Raw genomic sequence first — 15,757 nt, forward strand, 5'->3', positions numbered from 1 at the left:
GTCCTCCCATAAGGAAACCGAGCTTCTCATTCATGAGGGAAATAACAGTATTCAGCAATCGTTCAGCAGTTACCTTAGCTCTTCTTGCGCTTGGAGAGGATGTCAAAGGCAACAGCTCCCAGGAGCACGAGGCCCTTGATCGTCTTCACGATTGCGGTATCCACACCCATAATCGACAGGCCTTGGTTAATCACACCCATGACGAATGCGCCAACCACTGCGCCTGGAATGGTACCAATACCACCAGTAACAGCTGTGCCACCGATGAAGCAGGCTGCGATGGCGTCCATCTCGAACTCCATACCTGCTTGTGCAGTTGCAGAGGCCAAACGCGAGAGCATGCACACTGCAGCAACCGCAGAGAGGAAGCCCATGTGCACGAAGAGCATGAAGTCAACGCGCTTGGTGTTAATACCCGAGAGGATTGCAGCCTTGCGGTTGCCACCCACCGCGTACACATGGCGGCCGAACACGGTACGAGTGAGGATGAAGTTGTACACCAACACCAGCACTGCAACAATAACCAGCATGATTGGCGTACCACCCTGAGTGTCGTTACCAGAGGAGGCAAGCAGGTAGGTGACGAAGATGATAGCAATGGAGAAGATGACAAGTTTAATGATTGTCAATGCCATTGGCTCAGGAACGAGACCGACCTTGATGATGCGTGCGCGCTTGCGCAGCTGAGTGAACACGAGAGCTGCAATGCACAGAAGGCCCAGAACTATTGTTAATCCGTCGAACGGACCCCAGAAACCCAGGATGTTCGGCAAGTAGTTGCGTGCGATACCACGGAACTCGTTAGAGGTGATAGGAACCGATTCACCCACGATCACTGTTGCCAGGCCGCGGAACATGAGCATGCCAGCCAAGGTGGTAATGAAGCCTGGGATTCCCACATAAGCAACCCAGAAACCTTGCCAGCAGCCAATCACCAAACCGACCAGCAGAGAGATGACAATAGCCAGTCCCCAGTTGACTCCTGCTCGTTCCATCAGCAGTGCACACACGCCGCCGATGAATGCGACCAAAGAGCCGACGGACAAGTCGATATGGGTGGCGATAATCACCATCACCATACCGATGGCGAGAATAATGACGTATGCGTTCTGCTGGATGAGAGAGACGAAGGAGTTCGGCTTCAGAAGAACACCACGCGTCAAAATCTCAAAAACGAGAACGATTACTAACAGTGCGCCGACAATACCGTATTGACGTGCATTGTTTGCCACGGAGCGAAGAACGCTCATAGTCTCATTCTTCTCCTGCTTCTTTGCAGGTGCTGCAGTTGCGCTGCTCATAGCGCTACCTGCCTTTCCTTAGTCATACCTCGCATCAAATATTCCTGCGTAAAGCCTTGGCGAGGAACGTTATCTGTGACTACACCCTGGCTGACGGTGTAAATTCGATCGCAAATGCCGATCAGCTCTGGCAGCTCAGACGAGATCACGATAACAGCTTTACCCGCATCGGCAAGCTGATCGATAATCTCATAAATCTCATACTTAGCGCCAACATCAATTCCTCGTGTTGGCTCATCCAGAATGAGGATATCCGGGTCAGAAATCACCCATTTGGCGAGAACAACTTTCTGCTGATTACCACCAGAAAGCGTCGAGACTTGCACATCGATATCACGGCATTTGATGTTGAATTCCGTACGGTACTTTTCGGCTTCCTTGCGCTCGATATTGTCGTCCATCACGCCTTTCTTACTCATCTTTTTGAGCGAGGCGAGGGAAGCATTTTCTCGCACGTTTTGCAACAAGTTCAAGCCATAAACCTTACGGTCTTCGGTGGCGTAAGCCAAGCCTGCATCGATAGCATCCTGGACGGTTGGCAGCTCTACTTTCTTGCCTTTCACATAAATATCGCCGGAAATGTGAGAGCCATATGTCTTTCCAAAGATTGACATTGCCATTTCTGTACGCCCAGCGCCCATCAACCCTGCCAAGCCAACAATCTCGCCAGAGCGTACAGCGATGTTTGCATGGTCGACGATGACTCTGTTGGGGTCCAACGGGTGATGAACCGTCCAGTTTTCAACGCGGAAGAACTCTTCTCCTGGCGTATTGGATGGGTGGTGAGGGTAAAGATTTGTCAGTTCGCGGCCCACCATCTTACGGATCAGCTCATCCTGGTCGAGAGGTGTTTCTGGTGTGATGAACATTTCACCGACAGTTGCGCCGTCTCGAATAATGGTGACGTTATCAGCGATTGCTGCAACCTCGTTGAGCTTATGGGTGATGATAATGCTCGTCACACCGTGCTCATCTCGAAGCTGGCGAACAAGGTCGAGCAAGTGAGCAGAATCCTCATCGTTCAATGCTGCGGTTGGCTCGTCCAAAATGAGGAGCTTCACATTTTTGGATAAAGCCTTGGCAATCTCAACGAGCTGCTGCTTACCCACGCCGATATCCATAATCTTGGTATCCGGGTCTTCAGGAAGGCCGACGCGGTCGAGGAGCTTCTTTGCTTCTGCGCGCGTCTTATCCCAGTCGATAACGCCATGGCTCGAACGCTCATTGCCGATAAACAGATTTTCAGCAATGGAGAGGAACGGGCTTAATGCCAATTCCTGGTGAATGACGACGATGCCGTCTGCCTCAGAATCATTAATATTCTTGTATTTGCAAACCTTACCGTCGAAAGTAATGGTTCCCTCATACGAACCGTAAGGGTAAACGCCTGAGAGCACGTTCATCAGTGTGGATTTGCCCGCACCGTTCTCACCGCAGATTGCATGAATTTCACCACGCTCGACTGTCAAATCCACACCGGAGAGTGCGGTGACAGGGCCGAAGCGTTTGACAATGTGATCCATGGTGAGAATAACGTCTCTGGCATCCTCGTGAGTGTGCTGTGACATGTCATTCTCCTGACATAAGGACCGGGTGACCATTTTCACAGCCACCCGGTTCTTCAAAGTGGTGAGCTATTACTTCTTCAAGCTATTGACCAGCTCGTCGAAGCGAGCCTGCGTCACATAGCCAGCCTTGACGAGGTCATCAAGGTTATCCTTGGTGATGTTCTGTGGATCCAAGAGCTTGGAAGGAACATCGATCTTGCCGTTGTTGAACTTGCCGTTGATGCCGGAAACTTCCTTGCCCTCAGCAATCTCAACAACCATCTTGTAGACAGCATCAGCCAGTTCGTTGACGTTCTTGAACACGGTTTCTGCTTGCTTGCCTGCTGCAATGTTAGCGATGGCAATCTCCATGGCATCCTGGCCGGTCATCACTGGCCAAGTATCAGTGCCAGGCTTCATATCAGGGCGCTTTGCTTCGATAGCATTGATCACACCCATTGTGATGCCGTCATATGGAGAGAGAACTGCATCGAGCTTCTCGCCGTGTGCATAAGTGGAGTCGAGGATGGATTCCATGTCCTTCTGTGCCTGTTCCGTCTTCCACGACTGAACCGAAATGGCCTGCCACTGGCTGAGCTTGAAGTCCTTGGTGACACCGCCGCCGTGGCGAGATGGGGACACCAACTGGCCGCTCTTAAAGTATGGCTGAAGCAGATCCCATGCTCCCTTGAAGAAGTACTTGGCGTTGTTATCATCTGGAGAGCCGGTGAACAGCTCAATGTTGAACGGGCCCTTTGCGCCATCCTTCAAACCAAGCTTGTCGATGATGTAGTTAGCTTCCAACACACCAACTTGCTCGAGCTGGAAGGTTGCATAGTAGTCGACGGCGTCCGTGTTCATAATCAGACGGTCATATGCAATAACCTTAGCACCCGCATCACGAGCTTTTTCGACTGCTGGGCCGACTGCGGTGCCATCCTTGGCAGCAACAACAACGACCTTGGCGTTGTTGTTCACCATGTTTTCGATATCAGCGTTCTGCTGTGCTGGTTTATCATCAGCGAAGGAAAGAATAACCTTATAGCCAGCCTTCTCGAGCTTTGCCTTGAGGTTATTACCGTCCTTATTCCAGCGTTCCTCAGACTTCGTCGGCATAGAGATGCCGATTGTTGCGCCTTTCTCGATCTTTGCGCCGTCACCCTTTGCAGAGCCACCGCCTCGAGTTGAGCCACACGCTGCGAGACCAAAGCACATTGCTGCTCCTGCCAGCAGTGCCATCATCTTCTTTGCGAGCTTCATGTTTCTCCTTCACCATTGAGGGATTGATCTTCATTGATCCTCCGGTTTCCCGGTTGATAAAAGCTTATTGTATTTAGTTCCCAAAGTCAATATCTTTATTCCAAAAGTTTTAACTTCTGTTTTTAAATACATTCCCTGCTGTCTTTACCTTTATCCTTGCCTTTTCTTCACTGCCACAACGAAGGAATTCCTATAGTTTTACTGCTTTTCTGCTTGTATTCAGCTACAATCAACGTATGCCCTCAGGATTTTTTGGCTCACACAAGTCTTTAAGGGAGGCAAATAAAGCCAAACTTTTAGACTCCCTTTATAAGTTCGGAGCTATGACTCAGGTAGAGCTTGCTGAACTCACCGGCCTGTCAGCCGGCACTATCTCTACCCTTGTGCGCCAAATGGCCGACGAAGGCGAACTCACCACGAGCAACACCATCAGGAACGGTAGGCGAGCAACCCAAGTTGAACTCGCTCGTCAAGAGGGCGTTTCTATAGGACTGACAATCTCAACTCGTCAGCTGCACCTCGTCATTCTCGACTTCACCCGCGCAAGCCTGGGAGAACACACACTTCCTCTCGCTTTTGGGCACAAGCCTGATGACACTTTGCACCGAGCAATGCGCTTGATCAACGAAACACTCACCACCATTGGCGCCCAACCCGATGAAATTAAAGCTATTGGCGTTGGGCTGAGCGCACCGGTGAACTACCGCGAGAAAACGATCGCCATTCCAGGAATTCTTCCCGGTTGGGAAGGCATCGACGTCATCACACCGCTCACTAAAGTGTTCCACGTTCCCGTTTTCGTCGACAACGATTCCAATTTCGCCGCACTGTGCGAAGCTCGCGTCGGTGTAGCAGCAGGAAAGAAAAACTTCATTTACGTCGGCAGTTCTTACTCCGGAGTGGGAGCAGGTATCATTTCCCACGGTCTTCTTATGCGTGGGGTCACAGGAATGGCTGGAGAAATAGGTCACATCCAAGTTGATCCTCTCGGAGATATCTGCGCATGCGGAAATAGAGGCTGCCTCAACACCGTCGTCAACGAGCGCAGGCTCGTTTCCCTGTTGAGCATTACCCACGGAAACCTCACGCTGGATTCTCTCGTCGATAAAGCTATTGAAGGCGACCCCGGCTGCCGCCGCGTCATTTCTGATGCCGCAGTGCGCATTGGCACTGTCACTGCAAACTTGTGCATCAGTATCGACCCTGAACTCGTCGTTGTCGGAGGAACTCTCGCACGCGCAAAGGAAGTGTTCACTGATCCTTTTGCTGAAGCGTTGCGAAGGCTACTCTTCCCCAACGCCTTAACCCCTATTGAGGTTGTACCTGCGAGGTACTTAGAAACAAGCCCAGCACGTGGAGCTGCAATCTATGCATTGGAGCATCTCGATTCCACAGTCCACTCTCCGGGTTTCCTTCAAGGGAAGAAGTGACATGACGTATTCTCACTACATTCCAGCATTATTAGAAGTCAACGATCTGTCCATGCGCTTTGGGGGCATCGACGCCCTCTCCCACATTTCGTTCAGTGTTGAACCTCATCAACTAGTTGCCATCGTTGGCGACAACGGAGCTGGAAAATCAACACTATTGAAAATCCTCTCTGGCCTGCTCAAGCCCAGCTCAGGAACGATTGCGTTTCAAGGAAAAGAAGTATCTTTCTCCTCCATTAGAGAAGCGAATAATGCGGGCATTGCATCTGTGTTTCAAGAGCCACAGTTCTGTGATAATCTCTCTGTTTCTGCCAATCTGTTTTTAGGAAACGAGCTGAAAGATAAGTACGGGCTACGCGATGACAGTACTATGTTTTCTCGCGCACGAGTAGCTCTGAAAACCTTGACTTCTGCAGTGCAAGTGAGCCGAGATATGGAAGGTTTATCCTCCGGCCAGCGGCAAACCGTTGCCATTGCACGAACCCTGCTCAGCGATCCATCTCTTATTTTGCTCGACGAGCCCACCAACTCACTCTCCGTCATGCAGACCGGAGAAGTGTTGCAATACTTGAGCAGCCTGCGTTCCCAAGGAAAGACGGTGCTCATGGTGATGCATGATCTGCCTGATGTGTTTGCTGTGTGCGACACCATCATTGTTCTGCGCCAAGGAACTGTCCGCGCGATACATCGCGTCGAAGAGACGAGTTACGAAGAAGTAATTGCTGAAATTGCAGGCGTGAGCGCGCAGAGTGACACTTTCCATAGCATTATTGATAATCCGAAAGTTGACGGACTCATTCATCAGCATCGCCTCATCGAGCGCTCCAATGCCTACGAGGAGAGTGACGATAACGACGAAATGATCGATGAGGACAGTTGAGAAAGGCAGGTTGCTCAGTGAGCACGCTCGAAATTGTGATTACCATCGTCGTGGCATTGGCCGGCGTTGTTGCTGGCATCATTTACGGTTTTCTGCCGTGGCGGGTTGAGCAGATGGATAAGCAACAGCAAACCTGGCAAAAGAGCTTAGGAACGCTCGTTTTATGCGTCTTTGTTCTCTTGCTCGTCGCTCGCTATGACCTTGCCAGCTGGCTTATTTTGTTAGGCACACTTCTTGGGATTGCCATCGCCAAGATTCCTGCAATCCACACATGGGGTACCACGCGCTGGTTTGTGTTCCACCCTGCTGAACAAAAGGCGAGAGAACTGAAAAAGCACGAACGTGAAATGAGAAAGCAAACGCATTCGCGTCCATGAAATGAGGTATACTTCCAAGTTGTTGTCCATGTTGAAGGAGCCCTCAAACCTGTCAGCATGGGGAGAAGTGGACGACGCACCTTCACCCACAAGGAGCGGCAATCCGCGCTCTAAACAGATAAGGAGCCAATTTTGGCAACCAGGATTCGTCTTAAGCGTATGGGTAGGAAGTTCTACGCCTTCTATCGTATCGTCGTGGTCGATCAGCGCGCAAAGCGTGACGGTCGCGTCATCGAGGAGGTCGGCACCTACGATCCAAACACCCAGCCTTCGACCATCCACGTCAAGTCCGATCGCATTCAGCACTGGCTGTCTGTCGGCGCTCAGCCTTCTGACCCAGTCCTCGTGCTGTTGAAGATCACCGGTGACTGGCAGACCTTCAAGCACCTTCCAGGTGCAGAGGGCACCTACCGCGAGCCAGCCGTGAAGTCCGCTGCTGTTGAAGCTGTGGAAAAGGCAGAGCTCGAGGCTCAGAAGCTCAAGGCTGCAAAGTCCGCAGCTGCTGAGAAGGCAAAGCAGGAAGCTGAGAAGGAAGATTCTTCCGAAGCTTCTGAAGAGTCTGCTGAGTGAGTCTCTTCTGACGTTATAACTGCTCGTAGCGAGAAATCGTTACGAGCAGTTTTTGTATATTCACCTTTATGCGCATACTTTCCTCTGCCTTGCGCCTTTTTGCATTTGTTCTGAATACTTCTCGTAGTTATTCATCAACACACTCATGCACCCGATGAGGAGTGCAAGCGAAACGAGAAGGAAGAGAAGCGTTGGCCAATCAAAGAAAGCAATCATCGTCACCATGACGATGCCAGCAAGCCCACCAGCAAGAGAGCGAGGAAGCACCGCTGCCACAAAAGTACGCAACAGTGTGATGTCAGAAATAATGTGACTACTGACTTCTCCACTTTCGCGTTGGTCATGATAAGCCAATGGCAGAGCTAAAACATGACGAAAGAGACGAATACGCAGCGCAATAATCCACTTATCTGCGCTCGAAGAGAGCAGATAAGTGGAAACAGAGATCAACACAGAGGATAAGAGAAGTGCAACACAGCCCAAAGCAGTGTAAGCAATAAGCTGACGAGAGTCTGACCATTGCACGACAGCTGACCTGACGAAGAGAGGCATAGTTGCTCCCATCAAGCCTGCTATCACTCCAATAAGGACACCTACTATTACGGTAGGTTGACGGTAAAACTCTCGCAGTTGAGCAAACACGTGTTGCTCCTTCCCCTCATCCATCTGATGCCAGCCATTATGCGCAGTTGGCGAGGGCGAAAGGAAATGAGTGTCTGTTTTTTTCACAATAGGTATAGACAGGGTGGCAATCTGGAGCAGCCAATAAACAAGTTATTCGGCAAGCAGAGGGATTGTTGCTCGAACAATCCACACATCATCGTCGATAGAAGTTTCGAGGCTTCCACCCAGTTGCTCAATAATATGCTGATGCAGTTGTAAACCCCTACCCGACTTACCACCACGACTTCGCGAAGAAAGAGTGTTCATCGCAACGAGTTTCAGAGCCTGACAATCGGGAGCGAAGAGAAGAGAAACAGAGTACGTACCGTCAACAGAAGCATGCCGGCGAATATTAGCGAAAACCTCTGTCACCAGCTGAATAACCTCCTGGCGAGCCCGAACACTGATAGTGTCAGGAATTCCAGCAAGCTCAACATCAACAGTGCTAGCAAACCCAAGAGCATCCAGCTTCGCTTTTTCCCGGTTCGCAATGCGCGGCACAGCTTGCTGCAATGGCCCACGAGCATCAGCTACTTCATCAACAGGCTCTGGCTTACCACGAAGCCGATCAATAGCGAAGTGAGCTTTATCAAGAGCGTCCTGAGCTTCGTCGTACACATGTTGCCAATCAGAAGAAGTGGCAAGCTGAGAGTTTCCTAACGACGGCGAAGACTGAGATGAAGGTGAAGACGACGGTGAAGATGGAGATGAAAGCGAAATTGCTGTATTCTCTTGTCCCGTTTCTTCACTTGCAGTGAAGGATCGCTCTTGCAAAATATGGGAATATGCAATGGTGGCAATGAAAGAAAGATCATTAGTCAACCCATCATGCATTTGACTCGCCAAGCGGACATTACGTTCCAACTGCTCAGCGCGCTGTTTCTCCACCTGCAATTGAGCCGCCTGAACGCGAACCTGCATAAGCCGCTGGATGTTGCGTATTAACATTCCTAGAAGCGCAGCTTGGAAAATATACCCCATTAATTGCAGCACTGCATCGCGAATCTGGTAAGAAGGGACAACATTGCGACTTACCAATACGCCCATCGAGACGGTGAGGAGCAGTAACGGAATACAGAAGGAGAAAAGGAGCTCCTTGCCGGAGCAATTCACGATTATCATGACGATGCAAGAAAGAGCAGTCAGAATAAAAGCAGCGCCATTGAAGGTCGGCATTGAAGCTACAATGCTCCATACGCTCAAAAAGAGCATCGCGAAAGGGTATGTTCTCCACGTCAGCCCGAATGTTAACCCCATGAGCAGGAGAGCAGGAAGAAGATGCTCAACGTTGAGGGGAGCAGGGCTCATCACGTAAATGGTAATTTCATAGATGAGAAGCACTATAGCTGCGATAACGCTAATAGTGTTTACCATTTTCCAATACGAAGCATCAGAAATTGGCTGTTCACTCTTGTTCTGAATATGGCGATTGTTACTCTTTTCTGCCTTCTGTTCAGCATGCCGAATACCCGCATGTGGGAACAGCTGTTCCGCGAGCTTTCTCATTTTTGACCTTTCACCCACAGTGCAACCATTTGTACGCGGTTCTTCGCCCCCACTTTCTCACACATACGTTTGATGTGAGTGGTTATTGTTCCGTTGCTCACACCGAGCTCTTTCTGAATTTCTGGCGTGGAATAGCCTTCCGAGCACAATCGGGCAATACAGTTTTCTACTTCTGTAAAAGTTTCTATCCCTCGAGCTCGCGAATTCTGCGCTAACCGTTCGAATGCTTGGCGTGGAAGGAGAAAACTTGATTCCAGTGTGACGCTTTCAGCCGTTTTATGAGCATTAGTTGAGGAATCCCTCAGTGCAGTGACAATCTGGGAAAGTAAGGCGAGCAAAGCTGCAGGCTGACCTTTAGAAACGAGAGCTTGAGCTCCAGCGTGTGCCACTGAATCGCGATACTGCTCCAAGGGAAAAGACGTCATGGCGATGATCCACATTGAAGGATCATGAAGCCGGATTTTCTTCGTCAGATCAATGCCATCAAGGCCTGGCATGGACATGTCGGTGAGCAGAATTGTAGGATGCCGAGCTGAACTCGCGCTCAGAGCAAGTTGCTGGGCCCGAAGCGGTTCACTCACAGCCCATACGAGCTTGATTTGCGGCAAAGCTTGAGAAATAAGGTTTTTTAACGCGACAAGGCTCAGCGGGTCATTATCGATCAATCCCAGTGTGATTTCCTTGCTCATCGTGCCTTCTCTCTTACCAGCTGCTCGTCGCCAATTCCTTGGCTTGTAATCAGTTGCCACGCTATGCCAGCTGCTCGCCGCCACCATCTAGAAAATTCCCTGCTATTTCCTTCTTCAGCTTAGCTTCTTGCTACCGTCACACTTACAGATTGTGCAGAAAAACAGACAGTGATTTTGAAGCAACGATATAACAAGCCACACTGATAAAACAACATCCAACTGAAAGGAGAAATCCAATGAATAGAATCCTATCTCTGCAACAACTGCCAGCGTCCACAAGCAGTGTAAATCAGCACATTAGAGATATGGGTAGCAGCTCATCAAGCAGCAGTTCAAGCAGCAGTAGCGTCGATGTAAACGTCGGCAAGGGCAGTGTAGTTAAAAGCTTTGTCAGTATCATCTGCCTATAGAAATTGAGTTACACCCCTGAATCAACATATAGGAGGATCAATGAGAACGAATCTATATCAAGTAAATACAACATTCATCAAGCAAATTGCTCTTGAATTGAGAATCTTTCTCATTGATGCTCGGTTTGAGACCACTGCGATTTTCATTAACTTCATTCTTCCAAGCGCAGTACTAATTTTTACAGTTCTCAATACACCTCAGCAACTAATCAGCGATTCCACCTCTGCGAGGATCATTTTCCAGTTCACTACTTATATCTGCCTGACAACTGTAATGAACTTAGTTATCTCCTACCTTGTCAGCAGCAGACAAGAAGGAATTCTCCTTACTCACACTCATCTTTTTGGATCTCCCAGACCATTTATCATGGGACTCATCCTTGGGCAATCCCTAGTTTCTACTGCCGAATCGGTACTGTTGAGCATACTAGGCATGTCCCTAACAAACTATTTCAATTGGAAGCTCATCCTAGCAGTTGCAATTGGTATACCACTTGCAACATTCATTCTCTCTTTCTTCCTATTGCCTCTGGCCCTATCTTATGGAACTGCAAGTAGCTCTGCCGCAGTTATTTCAGTAATTCTCTTGATACTCTTTAATCTGCCGAAAGAGGGGTCTCATCCTTTCCTAACATTTGTTCTGCAATTGAACCCTGTATATTTCACTCAAAATGTTCAATCGTTCTTGCTGTCGACGGCAAGTATGAAAATCATTCCTCTATCTATGGGGAACTGCTTTGTGATCATCCTTTCGATACTTTCGAGCATTATCTCAATAAAACACCTTCCGCTAAGACCTCTGCTTAAGAGAGCTTAAGCATGATCAGTGGATAGAAAACACCTTGTTGAACCGCATCCTAATTCAGATGCGGTTCATTTGTAGACTTACAAGCCTGATAGTACCTATGAATTGAAAGTGAGCAGCATACGTGACACGTTCTGCCCTGACACGTTTACTAACACGACGAGACACAATCCCCTTACGTGTTCGAGTTTTCACCTAAGTTCGCAAAACATGCAAACGAGGATAACCCAACTGATTCACAGTATGGGAATACGCACCTAACTTCCAATACAAACGAACAGCTTTAACCTTGCTCTCACTCACCCGCACAGAAACCTCCAACAAACTGTTCGAGCAACAGATCGGCCGATAATCCTAATTCGAGTTATAGAGACCTCCAAACCTAAAATACGAACTGCTCCCTGATAATCGATCGATTTCATATCCGTTCGATTATCAGGGAGCAGTTTTACGCATACATAGCAAATAATCTTAACTTAGATGAATGCAGTGGAAACCACTCACTCCAACTGCCTTCTTCAGAAATACTGTGGAAAGCAAGAAGAATACCTGCTGATCCAGAGATATAGTCTGTGCTGCATTTATAGCCAAACCAACCTGGGACTAATACTTCAGAATCATCTCTGAGGAGATATTAAACAGTTGGTTCCCTTTGGTCAAACCTTCAGAGGAGGTTCACTCTTGCCCAAGCAGATTGCGGAAAATGTCTGACGACTGATGCGCATTCTCCCTCTTGAGGAATGAGGAAGCTTTCCCCGCGCGAATACGAGGTGTAGACAGCCCAGCCTGCTCTTCCATACTCCCCTGTTCCGTCAAACCAGTACCACGCATACCTTCGTCGCTCACAATGATGAGCCAAGGGTCACCGAAGAGGAAAATTTGTTCCATGCTGTGGAGGGTGACAACAACTGTCCTCTGCATCGTTTTCTGCAGTTGCTGAGAATCACTACCTGGAGTGGGCAAGAGTGACGTGATGGCATCAGCTATGAGGGTAGCATTGTAAGGGTCGACTCCTGAAAGCGGCTCGTCGAACAGGTACAGTTCTCGGTTCAACATGCATGCGCTCCACACGCTGACAATCTGGGCTTGACCTCCCGACAGCATTCCCATCCGAGTTTTCCGGTGAGGCTCAAGAATTTGAATAAGCTTGTTCAGCACATCGGGAGAATTCCCCGCAGCTTCCGGCCCAGAAATGCCATCGATCTGCCGAATAATATCGATTTGTTCACTCACAGTCAGCGATTCAAATAAGCCATGGTTCTGAGTGATATATGCCGTATTGGGTCGAACTGATTGCGTATCGTTTCCGTTCTCATCAATCTCGCCAGCAAGCGTATCCAGAAGAGTTGTTTTTCCAATTCCATTTCGACCAATAACGAGATTTACACAGTCATGAGCGAAGGGAATTTGCGAAACTTGGAATACCGGACGTACCATTTTTCCTCCTGATGTTGGTGTTGGTTTGTTAGCTATATCTGTTGTTTCGTTAAGCAACAGGTGGTTTCCCACATCTATCTCGGAATATTTCTTCCGAAAGTTTCCCTTGTTTATCGCTAAATGTTTCGCTGACAATACCTGTCAGCACGATGTTTCCATGATTGTCAAGATTGATGAAACGAGCAGAGGGAAAATGCTGCATCTCATTAAGGTTGTTAACACTCACCACTGCAATGCTCTTTTCCTTTCTTCGCTCAGCACATATGTCAGCCAGAAGGTCAGCACGGTCTTTCCTTTCAGCGGTAGAAGAAAAAGACGGACCAAAGAAATACACCGACCGGTTGAGATGAGCGATTTCCCACATCATGACCACATTCCTTACAGAACCCGATACATGGTTGATACGCGCCTTCCGATAAGGACTAAGTTCTTCTTCCATTGCCTTCAGCAATACTGGAAATCTTGAGCTCTGCTCTTGGGGAAGAGGAGGATCGACCTGCGCCATCAACTTCATGTGTTGCTTCACAGTAAGCTCCTGGTACGGCATAGTGAGCACAAGAGCACTAGGGGCAGCACATCCGCGAGGAATGAAAAGCGCATGCACAGAATAAAATAATGAAATGGCCGTGCCTGCCCTACGCTAGCTGTCATTGTGAAATCCCTCCTCCCCTGGCTTAGAAGTTCCTTCACGTCAAAAGGCTACGTTGCCTCTTCGTACTCAAGAAATCAGTGTCTGTTTTCTCGCAATATACTTCACAAGAAATGATGCAGTACATTTGTTATCGCCGTATACGGCCATGTGACGTTACACGTGAAACGCCTTCCCAACCAGATCGTTATCGTGAAGCCGGCACTAGCAGAGGAAAAAATGACAGCCGCATATGCTCAAAATAGTTCCTCTCCCCTTTCTCTTCGCCGCAAGCCAGTAGAATGGCAACTTCTTTATGAGTAGAATGACAAGAGTTAGTGGGCGAAAGGAAGAACATGCTAGCTGAAGCACTGAAGCACCTGATTAGCAATATCGTTGATTTCCCTGCCGATGTGTCCGTTCGTGACATCGACACTTCTCGCGGCGAAATGTTGCGCGTGCGCGTCAACCCGGAGGATATTGGCCGTGTGATTGGCCGTGGCGGACGCACTGCTACTGCTTTGCGCACTGTCGTTGACGCCATTGCTGGTGAGCATGTGCGCGTCGACATCATGGATAACCGTCGCTCTCGTCGATAAAATACGCGAGATGCTTGGCAATAAGGAATAATCCTGGTAACGCCGATCACGCCACCCCTATTACCATCCTTATGCCATCCAGTCTTGTCAATCGTCGCCCAATTGTGAGGGAGTGTATGCCTCGTACCGATAATCTCGAGAACCTCGTTCGCGTGTGCGTGATAGGCCGAGCTCAAGGTTTGCACGGTGAAGTCAATGTTCTCTCTTACACCGACTCTCCTGACGAGCGTTTTGCTCGCGGCTCTGAGCTTGTCGACGGCGGAGGTCGTACGTACCGGGTGCGCTCAGCCCGCCAGTTCAAACGTCGCTGGATTCTCAAGTTTTCCGGCGTGAGTGACCGAAACGCAGCCGAAGCTCTCAACGGAACAACTCTCTACGCTGAGCAAACTTATGAGAATGAGAGCGAAGAAGACGATGTTGACGAGGGTATTTACTACGAAGACCTCATCGGCATGCGCGCTCAACTGGCTGACGGCACGAACCTGGGTGAGGTGACGGACGTTCAGGAAGCTCCAGCCCAATTGCTGCTCGTTGTGCGCGAACCTCAGGGCCATGAGTCATTAGTTCCTTATGTAGAGGCGATTGTTCCTGATGTTGATTTGGACAATCGTATTCTCACTCTGGACCCGCCTGCAGGTTTGTTGCAAGAACACTGAGGACGCCTCTTTTTCTGGCGCATCCTGTGAGTTTGTTTGTTTGCCGGCCTTCTTACCCATTGTGACAAGTGATTACCTATGCTTCTTGATATTGTTTCCGTTTTCCCTGACTACTTCAGCATTTTGAACCTCTCGCTTCTGGGGAAAGCTCAGGCTGATGGGCTTGTTGAGGTACGCGCTCACAATCTGCGTGATTGGACTCACGACGTGCACCATTCTGTCGATGACACTCCTGTCGGCGGCGGGGCTGGAATGGTGATGAAGCCGGAAATTTGGGCTTCGTGCTTGGATGAGCTGTTGGGTATGCCTGCGCTCACTGTGGATGCTTCTGCTCAAGCTATGGCGAATGCTACTGCTGACCTCGCGTCGTCTTTTTCTTCTGGCTACGCTCCAGATTATCAGCCTTCTTCTTCACCCGCGGATGATGAAAAACCGGTGTTAATCTTCCCGGACCCTTCAGCTCCGCTTTTTACTCAGGCTGCAGCTCAGGAATTGTCTCGCCACCACCATCTTGTGTTTGGGTGCGGCCGTTACGAGGGTATTGATGCTCGTGTGGGGCAGTATTATGCGGCTCAAGGAGTGGATGTTCGAGAGTATTCTCTCGGTGATTATGTTCTCAACGGTGGTGAAGTTGCCGTCTGCGTGATGATTGAGGCTATCACGCGCTTGATTCCTGGATTTATGGGTAACCCTGATTCGATTGTGGATGAGTCGTATACGGGTGAGCCGCTGCTGGAGCATCGTCAGTTTACTCGTCCGACGACATGGCGAGGCTTGTCTGTGCCGCCGATTTTGACGTCGGGAGACCATGCGAAGGTGGATCGTTTTCGTCGTGATGAAAAGTTAGTGCGGACGAATGCTGTGCGCCCGGACCTTATCGAGAAGTTAGATACTCATTCTTTGGATAAAGCTGACCGCAAGCTTCTCATGAGCTTGGGGTGGGATGTGAGTGGGGACCATCCTCGTCGTGCGCGCAAGTAGGAATTGAGGCCTGAGTCC

Annotated in this window: 16 protein-coding genes; 8 read left to right on the forward strand and 8 right to left on the reverse strand. The window is 49.4% G+C overall.

What is annotated here, in order from left to right:
* Nucleotides 1-74: 74 nt before the first annotated feature.
* The 3 genes from mmsB to AEAE_RS00425 all read right to left on the reverse strand — a co-directional run bounded on the left by mmsB (nt 75) and on the right by AEAE_RS00425 (nt 4,108).
* The gene (mmsB, locus tag AEAE_RS00415; protein WP_094689208.1) at nt 75-1,301 is read right to left on the reverse strand and encodes a multiple monosaccharide ABC transporter permease; all 1,227 of its coding nucleotides are present in this window, start codon (nt 1,299-1,301) and stop codon (nt 75-77) included.
* Nucleotides 1,298-2,869, reverse strand: a complete 1,572-nt coding sequence (locus AEAE_RS00420) for a sugar ABC transporter ATP-binding protein (protein WP_094689209.1) — start codon at nt 2,867-2,869, stop codon at nt 1,298-1,300. Before AEAE_RS00420 ends, mmsB begins: the two co-directional genes overlap by 4 nt.
* Before the next feature lie 69 nt (nt 2,870-2,938).
* Complete coding sequence (locus AEAE_RS00425) at nt 2,939-4,108, reverse strand: substrate-binding domain-containing protein (protein WP_094689210.1); 1,170 nt, start codon at nt 4,106-4,108, stop codon at nt 2,939-2,941.
* Between the two features lie 236 nt (nt 4,109-4,344).
* Here AEAE_RS00425 and AEAE_RS00430 point away from each other — a divergent pair, with 236 nt between their 5' ends.
* From AEAE_RS00430 to rpsP, 4 genes are all read left to right on the forward strand, one after another.
* Nucleotides 4,345-5,538 (forward strand): ROK family transcriptional regulator, encoded by a 1,194-nt coding sequence (locus AEAE_RS00430; RefSeq protein WP_094689211.1) that lies wholly within the window; start codon nt 4,345-4,347, stop codon nt 5,536-5,538.
* Nucleotide 5,539: 1 nt separating this feature from the next.
* A complete protein-coding gene (locus AEAE_RS00435) occupies nt 5,540-6,418 on the forward strand; it encodes an ATP-binding cassette domain-containing protein (RefSeq protein ID WP_244569566.1) in 879 nt (292 codons plus the stop codon).
* A gap of 17 nt (nt 6,419-6,435) precedes the next feature.
* Entirely contained in the window at nt 6,436-6,795 is a 360-nt protein-coding gene (locus AEAE_RS00440) for a hypothetical protein (RefSeq protein ID WP_094689212.1), read from the forward strand.
* 132 nt (nt 6,796-6,927) lie between these two features.
* Complete coding sequence (gene rpsP / locus AEAE_RS00445; RefSeq protein ID WP_094689213.1) at nt 6,928-7,365, forward strand: 30S ribosomal protein S16; 438 nt, start codon at nt 6,928-6,930, stop codon at nt 7,363-7,365.
* Nucleotides 7,366-7,431: 66 nt separating this feature from the next.
* Here the strand turns inward: rpsP and AEAE_RS00450 are convergent, their stop codons facing one another.
* The 3 genes from AEAE_RS00450 to AEAE_RS00460 all read right to left on the reverse strand — a co-directional run bounded on the left by AEAE_RS00450 (nt 7,432) and on the right by AEAE_RS00460 (nt 10,283).
* A complete protein-coding gene (locus AEAE_RS00450) occupies nt 7,432-8,031 on the reverse strand; it encodes an ABC transporter transmembrane domain-containing protein (protein ID WP_094689214.1) in 600 nt (199 codons plus the stop codon).
* 108 nt (nt 8,032-8,139) lie between these two features.
* Nucleotides 8,140-9,534 carry a sensor histidine kinase gene (locus AEAE_RS00455; protein WP_094689215.1) on the reverse strand — a complete coding sequence of 465 codons (1,395 nt, stop codon included), beginning with the start codon at nt 9,532-9,534 and terminating at the stop codon, nt 8,140-8,142.
* Nucleotides 9,531-10,283, reverse strand: a complete 753-nt coding sequence (locus AEAE_RS00460; protein ID WP_179373190.1) for a response regulator — start codon at nt 10,281-10,283, stop codon at nt 9,531-9,533. The genes AEAE_RS00455 and AEAE_RS00460 overlap by 4 nt, the downstream gene beginning before the upstream one ends.
* Nucleotides 10,284-10,673: 390 nt before the next feature.
* Between AEAE_RS00460 and AEAE_RS00465 the strand changes: the two genes are divergently transcribed.
* Nucleotides 10,674-11,450, forward strand: coding sequence for a hypothetical protein (locus tag AEAE_RS00465; protein ID WP_094689217.1), 777 nt, complete (start codon nt 10,674-10,676; stop codon nt 11,448-11,450).
* Between the two features lie 663 nt (nt 11,451-12,113).
* On the opposite strand, the gene AEAE_RS00470 is transcribed toward AEAE_RS00465, so the two are convergent.
* Nucleotides 12,114-12,875 (reverse strand): ATP-binding cassette domain-containing protein, encoded by a 762-nt coding sequence (locus AEAE_RS00470; protein ID WP_094689218.1) that lies wholly within the window; start codon nt 12,873-12,875, stop codon nt 12,114-12,116.
* 49 nt (nt 12,876-12,924) lie between these two features.
* Nucleotides 12,925-13,401 carry a hypothetical protein gene (locus AEAE_RS00475; protein WP_094689219.1) on the reverse strand — a complete coding sequence of 159 codons (477 nt, stop codon included), beginning with the start codon at nt 13,399-13,401 and terminating at the stop codon, nt 12,925-12,927.
* A gap of 458 nt (nt 13,402-13,859) precedes the next feature.
* Between AEAE_RS00475 and AEAE_RS00480 the strand changes: the two genes are divergently transcribed.
* The 3 genes from AEAE_RS00480 to trmD all read left to right on the forward strand — a co-directional run bounded on the left by AEAE_RS00480 (nt 13,860) and on the right by trmD (nt 15,739).
* A complete protein-coding gene (locus AEAE_RS00480) occupies nt 13,860-14,102 on the forward strand; it encodes an RNA-binding protein (RefSeq protein ID WP_094689220.1) in 243 nt (80 codons plus the stop codon).
* 116 nt (nt 14,103-14,218) lie between these two features.
* The gene (gene rimM, locus AEAE_RS00485) at nt 14,219-14,758 is read left to right on the forward strand and encodes a ribosome maturation factor RimM (protein ID WP_094689221.1); all 540 of its coding nucleotides are present in this window, start codon (nt 14,219-14,221) and stop codon (nt 14,756-14,758) included.
* 78 nt (nt 14,759-14,836) lie between these two features.
* The gene (gene trmD / locus AEAE_RS00490; RefSeq protein ID WP_094689222.1) at nt 14,837-15,739 is read left to right on the forward strand and encodes a tRNA (guanosine(37)-N1)-methyltransferase TrmD; all 903 of its coding nucleotides are present in this window, start codon (nt 14,837-14,839) and stop codon (nt 15,737-15,739) included.
* Nucleotides 15,740-15,757: the final 18 nt, after the last annotated feature.

Source organism: Aeriscardovia aeriphila (assembly GCF_002259595.1).
GTDB lineage: Bacteria > Actinomycetota > Actinomycetes > Actinomycetales > Bifidobacteriaceae > Aeriscardovia > Aeriscardovia aeriphila.

Bases quoted from the DNA above. Each gene is read 5' to 3' on its own strand.
- AEAE_RS00430 (WP_094689211.1), top strand. From the start codon at position 4,345: ATGCCCTCAGGATTTTTTGGCTCACACAAGTCTTTAAGGGAGGCAAAT.
- AEAE_RS00435 (WP_244569566.1), top strand. From the start codon at position 5,540: ATGACGTATTCTCACTACATTCCAGCATTATTAGAAGTCAACGATCTG.
- rimM (WP_094689221.1), top strand. From the start codon at position 14,219: ATGCCTCGTACCGATAATCTCGAGAACCTCGTTCGCGTGTGCGTGATA.
- AEAE_RS00450 (WP_094689214.1), bottom strand. From the start codon at position 8,031: ATGGATGAGGGGAAGGAGCAACACGTGTTTGCTCAACTGCGAGAGTTT.
- AEAE_RS00470 (WP_094689218.1), bottom strand. From the start codon at position 12,875: ATGGTACGTCCGGTATTCCAAGTTTCGCAAATTCCCTTCGCTCATGAC.
- trmD (WP_094689222.1), top strand. From the start codon at position 14,837: ATGCTTCTTGATATTGTTTCCGTTTTCCCTGACTACTTCAGCATTTTG.
- AEAE_RS00465 (WP_094689217.1), top strand. From the start codon at position 10,674: ATGAGAACGAATCTATATCAAGTAAATACAACATTCATCAAGCAAATT.
- mmsB (WP_094689208.1), bottom strand. From the start codon at position 1,301: ATGAGCAGCGCAACTGCAGCACCTGCAAAGAAGCAGGAGAAGAATGAG.
- AEAE_RS00420 (WP_094689209.1), bottom strand. From the start codon at position 2,869: ATGTCACAGCACACTCACGAGGATGCCAGAGACGTTATTCTCACCATG.
- AEAE_RS00455 (WP_094689215.1), bottom strand. From the start codon at position 9,534: ATGAGAAAGCTCGCGGAACAGCTGTTCCCACATGCGGGTATTCGGCAT.
- AEAE_RS00480 (WP_094689220.1), top strand. From the start codon at position 13,860: ATGCTAGCTGAAGCACTGAAGCACCTGATTAGCAATATCGTTGATTTC.
- AEAE_RS00425 (WP_094689210.1), bottom strand. From the start codon at position 4,108: ATGAAGCTCGCAAAGAAGATGATGGCACTGCTGGCAGGAGCAGCAATG.